We start from the raw sequence: 16,701 nt of genomic DNA, 5'->3' as shown, positions 1-16,701 counted from the left end.
CTCCTTGGTTAAGCCTATTAGAGGTATACATTGTCCTATTACATTGAATTTTGTCTAGGCATGTCCAAGAAGCTTTGAGTAGAGCTTTTAATAAGCCACAGGTCCCCTAAATGGCCCTAACCTATGGCGAACCTGGTCAAACAATCCGTCAATCTTGGTTCCTTGGTTAACTACTGATAACAACGAACCTATCATTTACTCAGGTGGAAATGGAACAGGTTATTTTATGCTTCAGTCTCTAAAAATGTTTGCTATGCTGTCTCTCAAAGCTCCAGTAACCCGCTCATCCCAGATCAGGAAGGGTGTACCAGCTTAATAAAGAAGCTCTGGGGTAGTTAAGTGATTTTCTGCGTTGGTTGTGTAATCTATCCAATCAAAGAAATTGAAATAATAGCCGTTTGTTTATGGCCTTAGTGATAGTGTCCAATTGTTCTGTTCTAAGTTCAGAAAACGGTATAGAGGCATCAAACAATATTAATGCGCATAATCTAAGGGCAATCTCTAGCTCATCGATTTCTCTGCTTGTGACATCACCTTGGAAAACTTCAATTACACAACCATCAAACGCTACAGTAGCGTAATTGGCAGATGTCGTAAGAATATGAAAATAAAGTGTATAAGGGTAGCCAGTAGCAAGCTGAATACTGCGAATTATCATTTAAACCTCCGAAATGGTAATTTATTGATAATTAGCCGGAATGAGACATATTCCCTGCAAGATATAATAGCGATCGGTTGTTTTGTATAAATCCTTAGGCAAACCGTGAGGTGACTATAAATTTACATAGCTTTCCCAGCTGATGAAAAAGTGAAAGCAAGGCTAGATGCCGTGTGCAAATCGCTTAATATAACCCTGGAAGAGTGGTTCGAGACTGCTTTAATAGAATCGGAGCATGACGTTCTAACTAAGCTTATCTGCAGTATCTCCGGAGACCCATCGGAATGGGTGTGGGACGCTGACCTTTGTCGATTTGTTCGAAGAAGTGACGCTGGTTAATAATTTATAGAATCCCCGGATCATCTGCCACTAGATAAAACACTTCAGTAGGTGGTAGGATCTGTCGCGATAACTTGGATTAAATATCATGGCCCTCGGAACAATGCCGAGGGCTTCATTTTATTCCCACATATTTTCAGTTAACTTTGATATTTCGGTCTTTCTTTGTAGAGTCTCAGCTAGATCAACTTGATACTTACCATTTGCCAAGAATATAACGTCACCTTCCTTGGCTCCTGGAGCTAATTCACTTTTAGGTATGTCCCTGATCTGTCTCCCGTCAAACTCAACGACCGCGAAATCGCCTTCGAAACGATCAATTATGCCTTTCATAATTACCTCCTTAAGGTTTACAGATACCGCAAGGGGAATAACCTTCTTTGATCAGGTTTTCTCTCGTAGAATCCTTATCAGCCCTATTTGTAGTAGGTAGCCCTGAGCATGTAGGGAGATGGAATTTCAGTGATTTAGTATTAACTACATAATGCACAAGTGCAGCAGAAGAAGCCGGAACAGGTGCCGGATTAGAAGTGGTACTACTAGGAGCTGCGGGCGGAGGAGTAGAAGTAGTTGTAGAGGGGGCCCGTGGTTGTACTTCATTTGCGATAACATTGAAAGTAATATTTGTTCCATCTGCTTCAGCGACAATCGTGCCTGACTGATCGGTGCGGTAAACCTTCGAACCGATGTTCGTTAGTCTAGCTATAGTAGTCTGTGCAGGATGCCCATAACTATTACCTTGGCCGACTGAAATAACAGCATACTTGGGTTGAACCTTTGCTAAGAATGCAATGGAGCTTGATGTGTGGCTGCCGTGGTGCCCTACTTTGAGGACGTCTGCCTTGAGGTTAAACCCAGAATTGACCATTTCGTTTTCAGATTGTTCTTGGGCATCGCCCTCGAAAAGGAACGTATTAGTTCCATAGGATAGCTTTAAAACCGCACTGTAATTATTAACATCCTCATAGCTTACGGAATTAGGTGCTATTAATAAAGCATTTACTTCTGAGCCAAGTTCAAGTTTCAAACCAGCTTTCGCTTCAGTGATCTTTAAACCCTTGTTCTGGATGGCGGTAATCATATCTTTGTAGGTTTGGGTAGTCGAATCTTTCCTTGGCATAATGACTTGCCCAATGTCGAATGTGTTTATTACCTTATCCATAGATCCAATATGATCTTCATGGGGGTGTGTTGCAATAACGATGTCTAACTTGCTAACACCTTGCTTCTTCAGATAGGATGTTATCGTGTTAGCATCCCCGTTATTGCCTGCATCAATAAGAACGTTCTTACCGTTAGGAATCTGAATTAAGATAGAATCAGCTTGACCAACGTCGATATAAGATATTCTGAGTTTTTGACCTGGGGCTACTGTGGTTGGAGCGGTATCTTTTGTGGTAGCTGTTTGCGAATCAGCTGTTGAAACTTGCTTCGATGATTCCTCAACCTTAGGTGGACTTGTCGTTGGTACTGCATTATTTGAGCAACCACCAATGGCTAATGCTAGTGCAAGGAATATTCCGGCGATCTTCTTTTTTGGGATAAATTGCAATAACTTCACTCCAGTTCTTTGTTCTAATATCCATGTAAAATATTCGATATCCTAATATGTTTTCCCGCTTAGTCAATATCGGAAGAATAAGGACGTTTGATTATATAAATTTTATTAACTACAATACGGATCCATCTATCTAAAAATTGGGAGAACCTAATGTCGTAGGAAGTAGGCAGCTATGCCTAGAATCACAAGCCCAATTATCCCTATTAATACCTTAGTGGTAAGATTAGACTCAAGATTATACCTACAACTTGGGCAGATTTTCGCTGATGGCTCGACGATCCTACCACATGCTTTACATTTTCTCGGTTTGTCGCTCACTTCGTCACCACCTCTATGAATTTACATCTTTAATACGTTCAGCAAAGAACACTATTCTCCTGCTATGGGCAACAATAATGGTATTACTAGAATTATGGACGTAAGCATCTGCATATTGCTTACTAATGCTCTTGTGGGGATATAGAATTTTGTTGAAAGGAAAAAATAAAAATGCAAAGAATTATTAAGGATCGTAAACAGTGTAATGACCGGTTTTTTCTACTAGATATTTTGTGACACAATCGAGGACCTTTCTAATATCATTAGGCATGGAGGAAGTTATGAAAAAGAAATTAGCTCCAATCGGTAAGGGGAGAACAAGATCTCTTTTCAATACTGGTACACGCCCACACAAATCAAGTAAAGACTACACCCGAAAAACAAAGCACAAGGAAAGTTCTTCTGATGATGGAGCTGTATAAGTTGAACTCATGTTCACGAGCAAGGAGATGGGCACACATTGACAGGGGTTTGGAGTATTGAACTCTTAAACCTCTTTTTATAGCGAACACAATAAATGGTTGACGATCATAAGTTCTATAGGCTGAAAATATATCAAGAGTTGCCGACATCTCTCTAAAGTTGCCGATAGTTGCCGATGTCGGCAACCGCTCAAAGGCAGGCCCAGCAAGGGCTGAGAGGTAAGGTTGCCTAGGTTGCCGATACTTATTAAAGTAATATTTTATTATATATATACATGGCATGGGGGGGGGCACAACCACGTGTATTTGAAGTTTACAGAACTATCGGCAATCGGCAACTTCGGCAACCTGGCGGTACAGTGAACCCGATACTCATGCCTATCGGCAGTACGGGGCATGTTCAACAGTAAATAGTTATGCCTGACTAGCCTACTATTTTCACCCGAGGCTTATGATATTTCATTATTATAAAAACTGATAGCTATACACCGGGAAACGTTATATGGTAAGCGTGCTAAATGATATATCATTTGGTAAAGAACCATAAGGAGTGAGCTAGGTGTGATAACGATTAATCAACTTGCAGAGATTCTCGGGGTTAGTGATTTGACCATTAGACGAGCAGTTAAAGACGGAAAATTACAAGCGGAGAAGACGGATAATGGTACATTTGAGATAGCTGACCATGATGCGCTCAGCCTTATAAATCAAAATCCCAAATATTGTGACTCGAAGGTTAATGCACTAAAATTCATGCTAAATGCAGCAGGGGTAGAACCAAATAGAAAAATCAGAGACGATGTGGAAGGACTTCAAACTGAAATCCTTAAGAGACTGATCATGACTGCTGGGACCGAAATTTTGGAAGTATTCGGCAAACATTTAGAAGAGATATCGAGTTTCTCCTCATTACCGGCAACGATCAGGGATATCGAGAATGTATTAAAAGTTAAAATGCAGCCAACAACTGAGGGGCTGGTCAACATATTAAGAAACATTATTTCGGTTAGAGCACACTCAAAGATCAGTGTTGGCGAGATTGTCAGTGGAGAACACATAAATGAAATATTTGGAAGAAACCCTCAGCAAGAAGGGATAAATTTTTGCACCAGTAGTAAAGAGTTATTTGTTATCACTAAACTCGGTGTAGACAACCCACTGGTAGAATCTTCAGAGTACAGTGGTTATTGGAGTTCAGGGAAAATCTACTATGAAGGCAAAGGAAAGGATATCCAAGAATTTAAGGGATCAAATTTACATCTCTATCGAAAATACCAGGTTTTCAGGAAGGATATAAGATGCAAAGAAGGTGTACCGGAATATATTCATGTTTTTAATAAAGTTAGTAGCTCTGTAAGTAATAGAATGCAATACTTAGGACAATTTTTCGTATCTGACTTTGTGGTAACTGAGCATAGTAGTGGGATTCAAACAAAAACAGCCATACTATTTGAACTTACTCCAGTTGTAAACAAGAACTCTTCAGTTATAGATGACAATTATATATTTGAAGAAGGTAGTTTCTAAGGAACTTTGCCAACATGTAAGCAAGAGATTACTAGAGCTGCCTTAAGGTGAGTGGCAGCTCTTTCAAACACGCAGTAGTCCGGGCGAACCTCTGGTTCAATGGTGAGCTGGATTGATTAGATTAATTTACAATTGGCTAGACATCATCGGGTATTCTTCGTCATCAACTGTCCCGCCGCTGCTAAAGCGTACCCCACTATTCAAAAACGAGGATCTGAACACAGAACTATTACCGAACCTGCCACGTATTGAATCGACAGCATGATCCATAGCACGTTGTTTCTCGTAATCCTTCTCAAAAAGAGCTAACTGATGGAAACTATTTATGGTCAGCTCCGACACACGGACACCTAACTGTCGAACAGGCTCACCTTTCCAAAGTTCATCGAACAGTTCACAAGCCAATTCGTGTATAGCATTAGTACAATCAATCGGAGATGAAAATTTCCTTTGATGCGAACTAGAATAGAATTCATTAGTCTTAAGCGAAACCGAAACTAGCCTAGCAAAATATTGTGCCTGTCTTAATCTCGCTGCAACTGTCTCTGTCAAAGACAGCAAAACTAGGTGAGCGGTCGTTTTGTCCATAACATCAAAAGGAATTGTGGTTGAGTTCCCAATACCTTTAATCAAAGGTCTACGACATTCCCTCACTGGGCTTGCTTCATTTCCGTTCGCGTAATTCCAGACTAACATCCCATGGCTTTTGAGAAAGAGTTTAATGATCTTTGGGTCAAAATTAGCCAAATCGCCAATCGTGTTGATAGCCCGGCTCCTTAACTTCTTCGCAGTTGCACGGCCGACCATAAACAGTTCCTCAATAGGCAGAACCCACATTTTTTCTGCAATCTCGTCAGGGAAAATAGTATGTACTTTATCGGGCTTCTTAAGCTCGGAGGCCATCTTAGCTAGGATCTTGTTCGTACTAACTCCGACATTCACGGTAAAGCCTAGTTCGTTTTTGATGCGGTCTTTGATTGTATAAGCAGCTTCCACAGGATCTTTAAAAAGGCGTTCCATGTTCGTGAAATCCATAAAATACTCATCAATGCTGTATTGCTCAATTAAGGGTGAGTACTCCCTTAGAATATCACCAAAAGCTCGGCTACATTGCATGTACAGTCCATAATTCGGACGTACTATAATCAGTCCAGGGCATTTCGCACTAGCACTAAAAATACTCTCGCCGGTTTGAATATTAAACTTTTTAGCAGGAATAGATTTCGTTAAGACAATGCCATGGCGAGTTACAGGATCACCACCAACAACCGAGGGCACGGTCCTAAGATCAAGTAGATCGCCATGCTGTAAGCGATGTACGGCCTCCCATGACAAATACGCCGAATTCACATCTATATGAAATATAATTCGTTGGTTCATTCACTTCACCTTTTTCGTAGGGAATACCTGTTTCCATAATAACAAAACATATGTTCTGTGTAAAGAAAATACATTCGCCAAATTATAGTAATAAGTTACGGAAATACCTATTGATAAACCACACTACAATCGTTAGGTGGAAGGTATAGCTCACAAAGTCCATATACTACTGATAGTCTGTGATTACACACCCATATGCGACGAGTTGCGTGACGTTGGCGCGTGTAGCCTTAGTACTGAGAGCAGGGGTGGACGCACCATATCTCAGGATTTGGTAGCTGATAACAAAGGAACCTTCGAACTTAATCGAGGGTTCCTTTTTAAAGTAAGTCGTCAATACCATACAAGCAAGCAAGTAGATTGGCCGCATCTAACTAGGGACGCGAGCCTGTACTGCAAGCGGCAAAGCGACAAGGTCAGCAGCCACATTGGAATACAAGCAGACAAGAAGGAGCAATCCTTCTACAACTCAGCTACGTGGAAGAAAGCAAGAGCAGCAGCGCTGCGAAGGGACATCGGGCTGTGCCTGCATTGCATATCAGCAGGGAAGGTAACGCTCGCGGACATGGTCCATCACATGAGGTCAAGGCGGACTGGAGCCGAAGGTTCGAGCTTTACAACCACATCTCATTGTGCAATCGTTGCCACTCCAGGATAACCCCCCCGCCCTTAAATGCCTGGGAGACCGGGCCATGACGTCGGGCAGCTTTCGTATGCGTAAAAATTTCGATTTTTGAGGCTAAATATGGAAATTAAAGTAAAATAGAGGATCTTATAGACCCTGATTGTACAGTTCTATCCTAAAATACCTTGCGAATGGTTTACGGAATGAAATAATGTCTATATTAGGGCTCTAACCTTTGTAATAAATGTTATTTTTAGATTGTCAAAAAAGCAAAACCTCTATTTGGAGTGTATAGGAGTAGGCGCTATTCTTATCAGTTTTGTTTTTGCGATGTTTGGGTCAATACAAAACTTCCGCTTTATATTAAAGTCGTTCATACTGCTTTCAATTTAAAGACAAATTCAGAAACCCCACTTAGAAATTTGACACCTTATATGGTGTTGTATATAATTCTAAGGGAGGGTATTTATACAATGATTAACAAAATAATTTATGGCGAGAATGATATTGGAAAAACGAGTTGTTTTTTCGAACCAACAATAGAATCATTTCAAGGTAGAACCTATATTTTCAATAATTTATATAAAATTGAAGGGTTCACTTCGCGGGCGTTTTCTAGTCTTGCTGATGAACTCAACCTAGACATTCTAAATACATCTGAAAAGATTGCGCTTGTGCAATACCACTGTGGAGAGTCGCAAATAAAAAGTTTGAAGGCGCTAAAAAAATTCATTGAATTTATTGATAATAACATTAAAGAGATAAAGACACCGATCCTTTTTGGGTTTGATAATATTCACAAACAGGACCTAACTGGTAAAATGCTCAACGGAAAGACTATTTTGTATAACCTCTTGCACTTGAATTCCCTAAATGAAAACATTTCAACCATTTTAACAACACCAGACATTATTTCACTTGAGCATCAATACCAAAATGATTTTAGGGAAATTGTAGATTTATGCAAAATCATAAAGTTAGAAAGGTTTAATCCCAATAATAAAGTAATGAATTATTCTGGAGAACTTAGGGTTAGATTCCCTAAAACGTTGCATTACCAGCTAGCCGAAAACGCGGAGGCAGAAGGTACTAGTCTTAATCAGTACATACTATATCTCTTGACCAAAGGCGTAAGCCAGTCTCATACAATTAAGGGAGGAAAGTAACAATGCCTAAACAAATAAAATGTCCTGGTTGTGATAAGCGTTTGCTGGATATCCAGAAGGAAACGACCGGTGAAATAGAAATCAAATGCCCGCAATGTAAGAAATTGTTTCGGATCAAGCTTCATGATTTACATATCTAATTATACCTAATTATACCGAGCAACGGAGTCAAATGAACTACCAAATAGCCGGATAGTCGCCACTAATAGGCGATTATTCGGCTATTTTTTTGTACCAAATTATCAAAAGGGAGTGAGTTATGATCATGTGGTTAGTGATAGGGAGTATTTCATAGGTTGCTTAAGATGAACAGTGCGACTAAAATGTTCCGATACTTGGATAACGGGTAATTTGAGCCAAATATAAGATGAGGATGTTTGAAATGAGAGCTAATGTTGAAGAACTACTCAAAAATTATCAAGATAATAAACGCAAAATTTGTTTCCTACATTTCAGGTTGCAACAGTTTACAGAGACAAGCGATGTAGAAATAATTAAAGAGTTGACATTATCAACCCCGCAGGGAGAGCGTATTATAAGTAGCTTTGTGGCAGATAAAACTTCAACGGTTGCTCTATTGTATAGGGATAAAACGAACGAACGCAACGAGGAAATTTTTAGGGAACTATATTTACAATACCGCAAAAAAAGGGAGGAACAAGAACTATTAGAACACGGTATCGACTCTTTAGATCCGAAGCTTAAAGGTGTTCTAACAGATCGATTTATTCATGAAATGATCTGGGCGGATATTGCCAATAAATATTACGTGTCGCAAAGCATGGTCAAGAAATACTGCAAAAAGGGAATCGCTGAATTAGCCAACTTATACGAATCGTTGGCGCAGGGTTGAGTATTGATAGCCGGTTACACTTTTGGTGTTTAAAGAGTGCATAAATGGTGACTAATATGGCTACATAAATGCACACTACTGTGGGGTATATTAATAATGTCAAATTTCCATTAAGGCTCTTGGGCAATCTTTGTCCGAGGGCCTTTTGTATTAATCTCCTCTCACAGCGCTTGCTCAGTTTGACTTCCTTTTTACACCGAAGAGCAGAGTGAACTATCGACAAAGTTAATGCAGAAGGAGCTGGTAGAATTAACAATCATATAGACTGATTATAAGTTGTAGACAAATGTAGTCACTTGCTCAGAAACGTCGTTATTAATCTCCAAATACCAAGCGAAGTAGGACACCTCGAAGTTAAGGTGTCCTACTTTTTGTCATTCAGCACCCACCAGGATAGAGTTCTGCTAAACGAATTAATAAAGCTAGTAGGATGAAAGGGAGGCTTGTTGATGATTAAATTGGATCATGACAGAACAATTACTATTGCCATCGCAATCTCACGAAAAGATAAAAATCTGGAAATCATAGAGATGGCGGGCTCGAAGCTGTTTGAAAGGTTGGCACAGCCGACGTACACCGGAGAAACTGTTGCTGAATACCGTGATATGTCGAAAGTCATGCAGGATGACTTCAAGGACATCGGTGGCTTCGTCGGTGGCAAACTCCGGGGAGGTATTAGGAAGAACGGGAGCGTGGAATATCGCAGCGTACTAACGCTTGACCTTGACCACGCTTTATTGAATGTGTGGCTCACCATAATAAGCTATACCAAATGTGCTTGCTGCATTTACAGTACGCACAAGCACACAGCTGAGGCTCCAAGATTCAGGCTCGTGATACTACTATCGCGAGATGTGTCGCCGGACGAGTATATGGCTATAGCACATATGGTTGCGTGGGGCATCGGCATCGAACAATTTGATGACACCACATATTCCCCTTCTCGATTGATGTATTGGGGAAGCACGTCAAGCGATGGGGAGCATGTCTTTAAGTACCAGGATGGTCCTTTGCTTGATCCAGATGACGTCCTCGCGCTATACCCGGATTGGACAGACAGTTCAAGCTGGCCAGTGTCATCGCGAGTTGGTCAAGAGCGAAAGAAGTCGGCGGTTAAGCAAGGTAATCCCTTAGAAAAGGAAGGAGTTGTCGGGGTTTTTTGTCGGGCATATTCAATCAGCGAAGCAATCGAAACATTCCTCCCGGATGTCTACGCGCCATGCGACAACACAGATGATCGGTACACCTATCTCGATGGATCAACATCTGGAGGATTAGTGATTTATGAGAACGACACTTTCGCATTCAGCCACCACGCCACAGACCCGTGCAGCGGTAGGCTTTGTAACGCTTTTGACTTAGTTAGACTGCATAAGTTTGGACAACTTGATAAGAAAGTCGAGGAAGACGCCGATGAATAAACTAACCTCGTATAATGCAATGGTTGATTTTGCTTTGGCCGATGATCAAGTGAAACTTATTATGGGCGAAGAAATGCTAGAACTAGCACAACAATCCCTTAATATCCCGCTAGTTTCAAAGGACTGGTTGAAAGAACTGGAATATAACACTAAAGGTGTTGTAGTCGGTTCCCTGTCAAATCTAGTGTTAATTATACGCAACGACCCGAGTCTTCAGGGTATAGCGTATAACCAGCATAAAGGTACGATTGTACTATTGAAACCAGTGCCTTGGCGCAATAACAATGATTGGAAAGGGGTCAATTGGAGTGATGAGGACGACTCAAGCTTGAGAGTGTATCTGGATAATATCTATAAAATATGGTCGCCGCCCAAACTCAATGATGCATTATTGACAGTTGTTCACGAGAGGGCTTTTCACCCTATTCGAGAATATCTGAGAAATTTGCCTGAATGGGACGGTGTACCAAGGCTTGAAGATCTGCTTATTAGGTATCTTGGAGCTGAGGATTCAGTTTATACACGGGCCGTGACTAGGAAAACATTAGTGGGCGCAGTAGCACGAGTGATGAATCCTGGTTGCAAATTCGATACTATGCTGGTCTTGGTTGGTCGGCAAGGTATAGGGAAAAGCACTATATTTAATCGCCTTGGCGGAGAATGGTTCAATGACTCACTTAGTATGAATGATGCCCGAGATAAAACAGGTGCGGAAAAATTATCAGGTTATTGGTTACTTGAAATAGCTGAATTATCTGGACTCCGGAAGGTTGAACTGGAAGCTGTAAAGGCATTCTTAAGCCGACAGCGTGATATTTACAGACCAGCTTATGGTCGCCGAACAGTGGAGCAACCTCGGCAATGTATTATTGTTGGGAGCACGAACAATGAAACTGGTTTTCTGCGAGACAGTACTGGAAACCGGAGATTTTGGCCAGTTACGGTGACGGAGGTACCAGGGGACAGAGCGCCTTGGACATTGAGTGACGATGTTGTTGATCAAGTCTGGGCAGAAGCACTAGCGGCTTGGAAAGAAGGAGAGGATCTTTTCCTTGAGGGAGAAGCCCAAACAGAAGCTTACGAGCAACAAAAATCGGCAATGGAATCCGATGAGCGTTTAGGCGTAATCCAGGATTTTTTAGATATGTTGTTACCGGAAAACTGGGAGGAAAAAGATCTTTATGAAAGAAGAAATTTTATTCACGGCGATGAGCTTTTAAAAGTCACAAGTGGCACTGTAAGGCGTGACAGAGTTTGTGTTTCAGAAATATGGTGTGAGCTGTTTAGTAAAGACATGGCGGCGTCTAAAAGGTATGAAGTCGATGAAATACATGGTCTGATGCGTCAGATCGAGGGATGGGAAAAGTACGACGGCAATAAAGATGGTAAACTCAAATTTCGATTATATGGGGTTCAAAGGGCATATATGAGAACACAATAAATGGTTGCCGAGAACAATGTGAAACGGTTGCTCCTATGACTGAAAATGTGCTAAAAAGTTGCCGACATCTTCCGAAAGTTGCCGATGGTTGCCGATATCGGCAACCGCTGAAAGGCAGGCACACCAAGGGATAAGGGGTCAGGTTGCCTAGGTTGCCGATGATTATTAAAGTATTATTATTTTATATATATAGTGGTAGGGGGGGGGGGGGCACAACCCTGTGTATTTGAAGTTTAAAAAACTATCGGCAATCGGCAACTCGGCAACCGAACGGTACAGGAGTGGTTAGACAGGCTGTGTTCGACCTAACGGTGGCAGGTGAGCATGTTCAATTCATTAGTGAAACGAGGAAAAAACATGTTGAAATGTACCAATCAAGTGCCTAAAGGGGAGCTCTATCTTAGAGCATTTGAACGAAAATTGAATGAATTGGTTACAACCCATTCTCATGAACGGGTAACTGAATTAATGTCCGCAGTTTTCATAGGAGTAAAAGCTTTTAATAGTGAATGGGAAGAAAATGATCTGAGAGATAACGAATCTTTTAAAGCTAGGTTAATCTTGTTAGATAAAATTAACGGCCTAATGAGCAATCTGACCCCAAGGCAGTTTATAGCTACATTCCCAATTGCGAAGAGGAACGCTGGAGATTATTATTCTACCATGGAAATGATGAGGACAATGGATATGGATTGCCCTATTGGTGATGAAATTGAGGAGTTCATGTTTGGCTATTTAAACGAGGATATATCACTATTTCAAATAAGGTCTTTCGTGGTTATAAATGCTGTTGAGCGAGTAAACGATAACTACGATAGTCGAAAATGTAGTTTGCTGGAATGGGGATTTTCAATACTGCGAAAAAATTTAGCATTGGAGTATAGCCAAGGAATTGAAAGGAAGATGTGATGATGGAAATTACGGAAAACATGAAAATGGCTTTAGATTATTTAGGCGAGCCTTACGAAGTGCAAACAATTGACTTCGAAGACTGCCTTTACAGAAACCTGAATAATGGCTTCGACGTCGAGGTTAGCGGCATAAGTGATCCGCGAAAAGCCAATGCGTGTAATTATGTCCAGGTGTGGGATATAAGGGACGGTGCAAATTACACAGCGAAAACGGTAGAAATAGTTCGCGACGTTAGAACGTTGCCAGAGCTGAAAGCAGTACTTGATCAATTATGTGAGAAATACGGTAATGATCAAGAATATATGAACTAAGAAGGCCCGAAATACTAGCGATAAAATCTGCAAGATCAGTTCGAGGGGGCTATTATGATGAATAACCAGGGACGAGCTGAAATAGCTCCAGCAAAAATATCTGAGGGACTTCCAGAAGGGGTTCCTTTTTTGGTGCTCAGTTGATTGGTCCTGCTTAAGCGAGTGATATGTGAACGTTCGAAAACTATTGGCTTAACAGTATTTTAGGGAGGTGGGTTAAACTGTAAAAAAATAAGTAACTTCATAAAGGGGAAACAGATATGTTGAAAAATACAGAAGTATTGATAAAGGTGCGGATCTATAGTTCTAATCGATTGAAAAAATTGGAGGTATTTAATTGTGAATGAATATAACAACAACTGGTATGAATTTACAACCAGAACACCCGAAGGGGAGAACCACCGACTTAGATTTAAACATCATATGCAAATTTTAGATTCAGTTAGGGAGGAATTAGAATCATTAGATATTGGGCAAGAATTAATGTTTACGTCGTATCATGGACTAAAGGCTTTCTTAGATTGCCCATTGAACAACGCCTTGGAAAATAGTGCACTTTTCCTGACTTCATTAGGCATAAAAAATTTAATGGTCAATGCTACTCTAAGGCAATTTATGCAAGTATTCCCTACTAAATTTTGGGATTGTTATCCCAGCTTGGCAAAGATAGATCTGATGGATCTCGATGAACCTTTAGGAGATGAAATTGATCTTTTCATGTTAGATTATCCCAATGAAGATATACAGCGTTTTAATGAAATAAGTGCCAAAGTAAGGGAAGATTTTTACCGAACACATTCTAATAAGAGTCATGAGATTGAAACACTTTAGTAAATGCTGCAAAGAGTATGTGCTCCAATCTTAACGTGAAACTTCAGAGGGACCACTTCAGGAGCTCCTTTGATCTTCATGCGGATATTTATCTATAATGGATTATTATTCTACGATGAAACTGTTAAGGAGATATTATTGCGACAAGACAGTGCCCTTAAGAAACCTTTACAATATTGTAAGAACAAAGGAGGTTATTGTTAATATGGCAAGGACTAAATGGTCCCTAGTTAAAAGTAGACTTAAGATGGTAGAAGGATGGTCAAAAAATGGTTTAACCGAATCTCAAATATGTAAAAATCTAGGTGTTAACCGAACAACATTGAATGACTTCAAGGATAGATACCCTGAATTATTAGAAGCTATAAACAGGGGAAGAGAAATGGCAGTTGCAGAAATCGAGAATGCGCTATTCAAACGTGCATTGGGCTACGATTTTGAAGAAACGAAAGAGTCGAGCAGAGTTATCGATGGAAAAACAATTAAATGTAATGAGAAGATTAAAAACCATTTGCCACCCGATGTCGCGGCCTGCTTTATCCTCTTGAAGAACAAAGATCACTCAAACTGGTGCGACAATCCAGCGAAAAGAGACCTGGCACGAGAAATCTTCGAATTTGATAAACTGATTGAGAAGATCAGGCTGATAGGCGATGACAGTCTTGACTTCCATTCCGCTCAGAGTGAACATGTAAAGTAAAGGTAAGTACATGTTATGGTTATGCCTGGTTCGCTATAACGCGTCCTGCCTCCGTTAACTACTTAACCTTGGATCAAGAGGAACGTAGCAGGCCCGAAAGATGGACTCCGAAGGGGGTTCCTTTTTGCTGCTTACACATGAGTAGAGCCGTGTCGTGCGACGTTGGCTTGTGTTGCGTTTGTAGCTAACTCTGGGGCAAGTGGGTGTTCATGCAATAAACATAGCTTAAACCAACGTCTGCACTCGTGCTTGAAAAGTGCAAACAGCGATCAAGGTCTGAATGTATTTATAATAGAAGGAAAGTTTTTAAAAACTGACAGGTGAGAATGAATTTTAAATCAGAAGCAGCTACGAAAGGTCAAAGCACCTGGGTGGCTGCTTCTTCTTATTCTTCGCTGGCCAGGTTTATTCCGTGAAATCTGGTCAACTCGTTCTCTAGATTGGAGGCGTTATTACGAAACGGCAATACGACGATGATAACAAAGTCGAGGTGCAATTTATTTACAACCCAGAAGCAGTTATAGAAGGTTATCGACTACTCGATGAATTTTTGACCCATGCCTATTTGAGAAAAAAAGAGAAGCCGTGAGAAAATCCCACGGCTTCAATCTAAATGGCTTCCTCTGTATCTTCTAACATTGATTGGAAACGGATCTTAATTTGGAACTTTTCGAACCTGCCTTTATTTTTGTTGAGCTCAATTCTGTCGATCCATTTATATAGTAATCTCTTTTGTTCAGAGAAGGTTAATTCGTCCCAGATCGTCAAGGATTGTGAAAATGCAATAATCTCGGACGCGTCAATCCCTTTTGAAGTTTGAGCCTCATACTCCTCTTTACAACTTTCCAACTTACGGTTAACCTCGTTTCGTTCCTGCGTAATATCCGCCTTTATAACATTGAAATCTTCTGCGCTGATGCCACCATCAACCTTTCGATAGTCCTTAAAGACTTTGGCATATTCTGCATCAAGTTGTTTAAGTTTAGCTTCTAGGGAGGTTTGTGCTAATTGCAATCCACGGAGGGTGGTATCATACCTCTCTGAAATAATCTCCAATAGATTAGTTTCACCGGTTAAAAATGTTTTCTTGACTTCAGCGACCACCAGCTGATTGACATCTTCTTCCCGTATGTATCCGGAATCACAGAAGGATACCCCTTTCTCGCGGTGGCCTCTGCAAGCATAGTAAGTGTAGACGGAATTTGTTCTTTTATATACATACATAGAGCTCCCACACTTTTTACAGCGCAACAACCCTGCGAGTAAATTTGGGCTGTCAAAAATTCTACCTGACGTTTTCTTATGTTCAAAGACATTTCTTGATTTGCGTATTTCGCAAGCTTTCTCAAAATCCTCCTTCGAAATAATCGGTTTCAAGACATCTTCTGATAATTGCCGGATGATTGGATTATCCCGATGAAGCCTGCGTTTCTCACCTTCCATTTTCCGTTTTGGGTTATTTTGCATCTTACCCCAAATCAGTTTCCCAGTGTAAATGGGATTGGCAATCATTTTACTCAGAGTATCTTTGCTCCAGGATTTACCTGTCCTTGATGGTATGCCTTCTTCATTTAACCTGTAAGTAATTGCATATATTCCGTCGCCATCAATGTATTCCTTGAATATCCTTCTGACGATTTCTGCTTCATTTTCTATGATTTTGAACGTTCCCCGTTCATCACCTTTTTTGTATCCGTAAGGCATTCTGATTCCGGGACTTTTGCCCCTTTCTTCAATAGATTTAACCCTACCGCTGAATGTCCGAAGGAAGATACTCTCCCGCTCCATTTGCGCAAAACTCGCGAGTAAGGTAAGCACCATCATTCCCATTGGTGTGGATGTGTCGAATGGTTCGTTAACACTCTTGACGTAGCAATAATATTTCCACTCGTTTAGAACTAGATCAACCGTATCAACAATGCTTCGAGAAAGACGGTCTATCTTCCAGATGATCACACAATCTATTAAACCCTTTTTGACGTCCCTACGAAGCTTCTTCATAGCTGGCCGGTCTAGGTTTCCGCCACTGCATCCTTCGTCAATGTAAACCAAATTCTCATTTACCTGCCAACCTTGGCTTTTCAGGTAATGATTGCAGGCTCCCAACTGAATACTGAGCGTGTTGCCGTCCGTTTGTTCGTCAGTGGACCATCTAACGTAAATCGCCGCTTTGTTAGGCATTATTACCTTGCTCAATCCGTGGTCTAAGCTGTGGTTATTCATTTTAGTATCTCCC

Annotated in this window: 18 protein-coding genes; 13 read left to right on the top strand and 5 right to left on the bottom strand. The window is 40.7% G+C overall.

All coding sequences use genetic code 11. The features are described 5' to 3' along the window. Window positions 1-373: 373 nt before the first annotated feature. The 3 genes from E4K68_RS17130 to E4K68_RS17115 all read right to left on the bottom strand — a co-directional run bounded on the left by E4K68_RS17130 (window position 374) and on the right by E4K68_RS17115 (window position 2,549). Window positions 374-658: a hypothetical protein gene (locus E4K68_RS17130; protein WP_135380138.1), complete on the bottom strand. Its 285-nt coding sequence runs from the start codon at window positions 656-658 to the stop codon at window positions 374-376. 459 nt (window positions 659-1,117) lie between these two features. Next, window positions 1,118-1,330, bottom strand: a complete 213-nt coding sequence (locus tag E4K68_RS17120; RefSeq protein ID WP_135380137.1) for a DUF3006 domain-containing protein — start codon at window positions 1,328-1,330, stop codon at window positions 1,118-1,120. A gap of 10 nt (window positions 1,331-1,340) precedes the next feature. Next, a complete protein-coding gene (locus E4K68_RS17115; RefSeq protein WP_243450422.1) occupies window positions 1,341-2,549 on the bottom strand; it encodes a ComEC/Rec2 family competence protein in 1,209 nt (402 codons plus the stop codon). A gap of 608 nt (window positions 2,550-3,157) precedes the next feature. Between E4K68_RS17115 and E4K68_RS20715 the strand changes: the two genes are divergently transcribed. The 3 genes from E4K68_RS20715 (at window position 3,158) to E4K68_RS17110 (ending at window position 4,825) form a co-directional block, all read left to right on the top strand. Beyond that, window positions 3,158-3,298, top strand: a complete 141-nt coding sequence (locus E4K68_RS20715; RefSeq protein WP_199241812.1) for a hypothetical protein — start codon at window positions 3,158-3,160, stop codon at window positions 3,296-3,298. A 275-nt stretch (window positions 3,299-3,573) separates the two neighbouring features. Continuing rightward, complete coding sequence (locus E4K68_RS21510) at window positions 3,574-3,708, top strand: hypothetical protein (RefSeq protein WP_282433002.1); 135 nt, start codon at window positions 3,574-3,576, stop codon at window positions 3,706-3,708. 151 nt (window positions 3,709-3,859) lie between these two features. Then, window positions 3,860-4,825, top strand: a complete 966-nt coding sequence (locus tag E4K68_RS17110; RefSeq protein ID WP_135380136.1) for a hypothetical protein — start codon at window positions 3,860-3,862, stop codon at window positions 4,823-4,825. A 126-nt stretch (window positions 4,826-4,951) separates the two neighbouring features. Here E4K68_RS17110 and E4K68_RS17105 read toward each other — a convergent pair whose 3' ends face one another. Further along, window positions 4,952-6,205: a DNA polymerase IV gene (locus E4K68_RS17105; protein WP_135380135.1), complete on the bottom strand. Its 1,254-nt coding sequence runs from the start codon at window positions 6,203-6,205 to the stop codon at window positions 4,952-4,954. Between the two features lie 136 nt (window positions 6,206-6,341). Here E4K68_RS17105 and E4K68_RS17100 point away from each other — a divergent pair, with 136 nt between their 5' ends. The 10 genes from E4K68_RS17100 to E4K68_RS17065 all read left to right on the top strand — a co-directional run bounded on the left by E4K68_RS17100 (window position 6,342) and on the right by E4K68_RS17065 (window position 14,465). Beyond that, window positions 6,342-6,863 (top strand): hypothetical protein, encoded by a 522-nt coding sequence (locus tag E4K68_RS17100; RefSeq protein WP_158291447.1) that lies wholly within the window; start codon window positions 6,342-6,344, stop codon window positions 6,861-6,863. Between the two features lie 440 nt (window positions 6,864-7,303). Further along, the gene (locus E4K68_RS21190; RefSeq protein ID WP_243450421.1) at window positions 7,304-7,996 is read left to right on the top strand and encodes a toxin-antitoxin system HicB family antitoxin; all 693 of its coding nucleotides are present in this window, start codon (window positions 7,304-7,306) and stop codon (window positions 7,994-7,996) included. 2 nt (window positions 7,997-7,998) lie between these two features. Then, entirely contained in the window at window positions 7,999-8,136 is a 138-nt protein-coding gene (locus tag E4K68_RS20710; protein ID WP_199241811.1) for a hypothetical protein, read from the top strand. A gap of 242 nt (window positions 8,137-8,378) precedes the next feature. Further along, the gene (locus tag E4K68_RS17090; RefSeq protein WP_135380133.1) at window positions 8,379-8,849 is read left to right on the top strand and encodes a sigma-70 family RNA polymerase sigma factor; all 471 of its coding nucleotides are present in this window, start codon (window positions 8,379-8,381) and stop codon (window positions 8,847-8,849) included. Window positions 8,850-9,298: 449 nt separating this feature from the next. Beyond that, the gene (locus tag E4K68_RS21685; protein WP_348982872.1) at window positions 9,299-10,270 is read left to right on the top strand and encodes a hypothetical protein; all 972 of its coding nucleotides are present in this window, start codon (window positions 9,299-9,301) and stop codon (window positions 10,268-10,270) included. Next, window positions 10,263-11,711: a virulence-associated E family protein gene (locus E4K68_RS21680; RefSeq protein ID WP_348982871.1), complete on the top strand. Its 1,449-nt coding sequence runs from the start codon at window positions 10,263-10,265 to the stop codon at window positions 11,709-11,711. The genes E4K68_RS21685 and E4K68_RS21680 overlap by 8 nt, the downstream gene beginning before the upstream one ends. Before the next feature lie 378 nt (window positions 11,712-12,089). Next, the gene (locus E4K68_RS17080) at window positions 12,090-12,620 is read left to right on the top strand and encodes a hypothetical protein (protein WP_206751210.1); all 531 of its coding nucleotides are present in this window, start codon (window positions 12,090-12,092) and stop codon (window positions 12,618-12,620) included. Continuing rightward, a complete protein-coding gene (locus E4K68_RS17075) occupies window positions 12,620-12,934 on the top strand; it encodes a hypothetical protein (protein ID WP_135380131.1) in 315 nt (104 codons plus the stop codon). Before E4K68_RS17080 ends, E4K68_RS17075 begins: the two co-directional genes overlap by 1 nt. 339 nt (window positions 12,935-13,273) lie before the next feature. Next, window positions 13,274-13,765, top strand: a complete 492-nt coding sequence (locus tag E4K68_RS17070) for a hypothetical protein (protein WP_135380130.1) — start codon at window positions 13,274-13,276, stop codon at window positions 13,763-13,765. A 97-nt stretch (window positions 13,766-13,862) separates the two neighbouring features. Further along, entirely contained in the window at window positions 13,863-14,465 is a 603-nt protein-coding gene (locus tag E4K68_RS17065) for a hypothetical protein (RefSeq protein ID WP_135380129.1), read from the top strand. Window positions 14,466-15,074: 609 nt separating this feature from the next. On the opposite strand, the gene E4K68_RS17060 is transcribed toward E4K68_RS17065, so the two are convergent. Then, window positions 15,075-16,688, bottom strand: coding sequence for a recombinase family protein (locus tag E4K68_RS17060; protein WP_135380128.1), 1,614 nt, complete (start codon window positions 16,686-16,688; stop codon window positions 15,075-15,077). Between the last annotated feature and the right edge of the window lie 13 nt (window positions 16,689-16,701).

This window comes from Desulfosporosinus sp. Sb-LF (genome assembly GCF_004766055.1).
Classification (GTDB): domain Bacteria; phylum Bacillota; class Desulfitobacteriia; order Desulfitobacteriales; family Desulfitobacteriaceae; genus Desulfosporosinus.
This window is presented reverse-complemented; position numbering and strand designations above follow the sequence as displayed.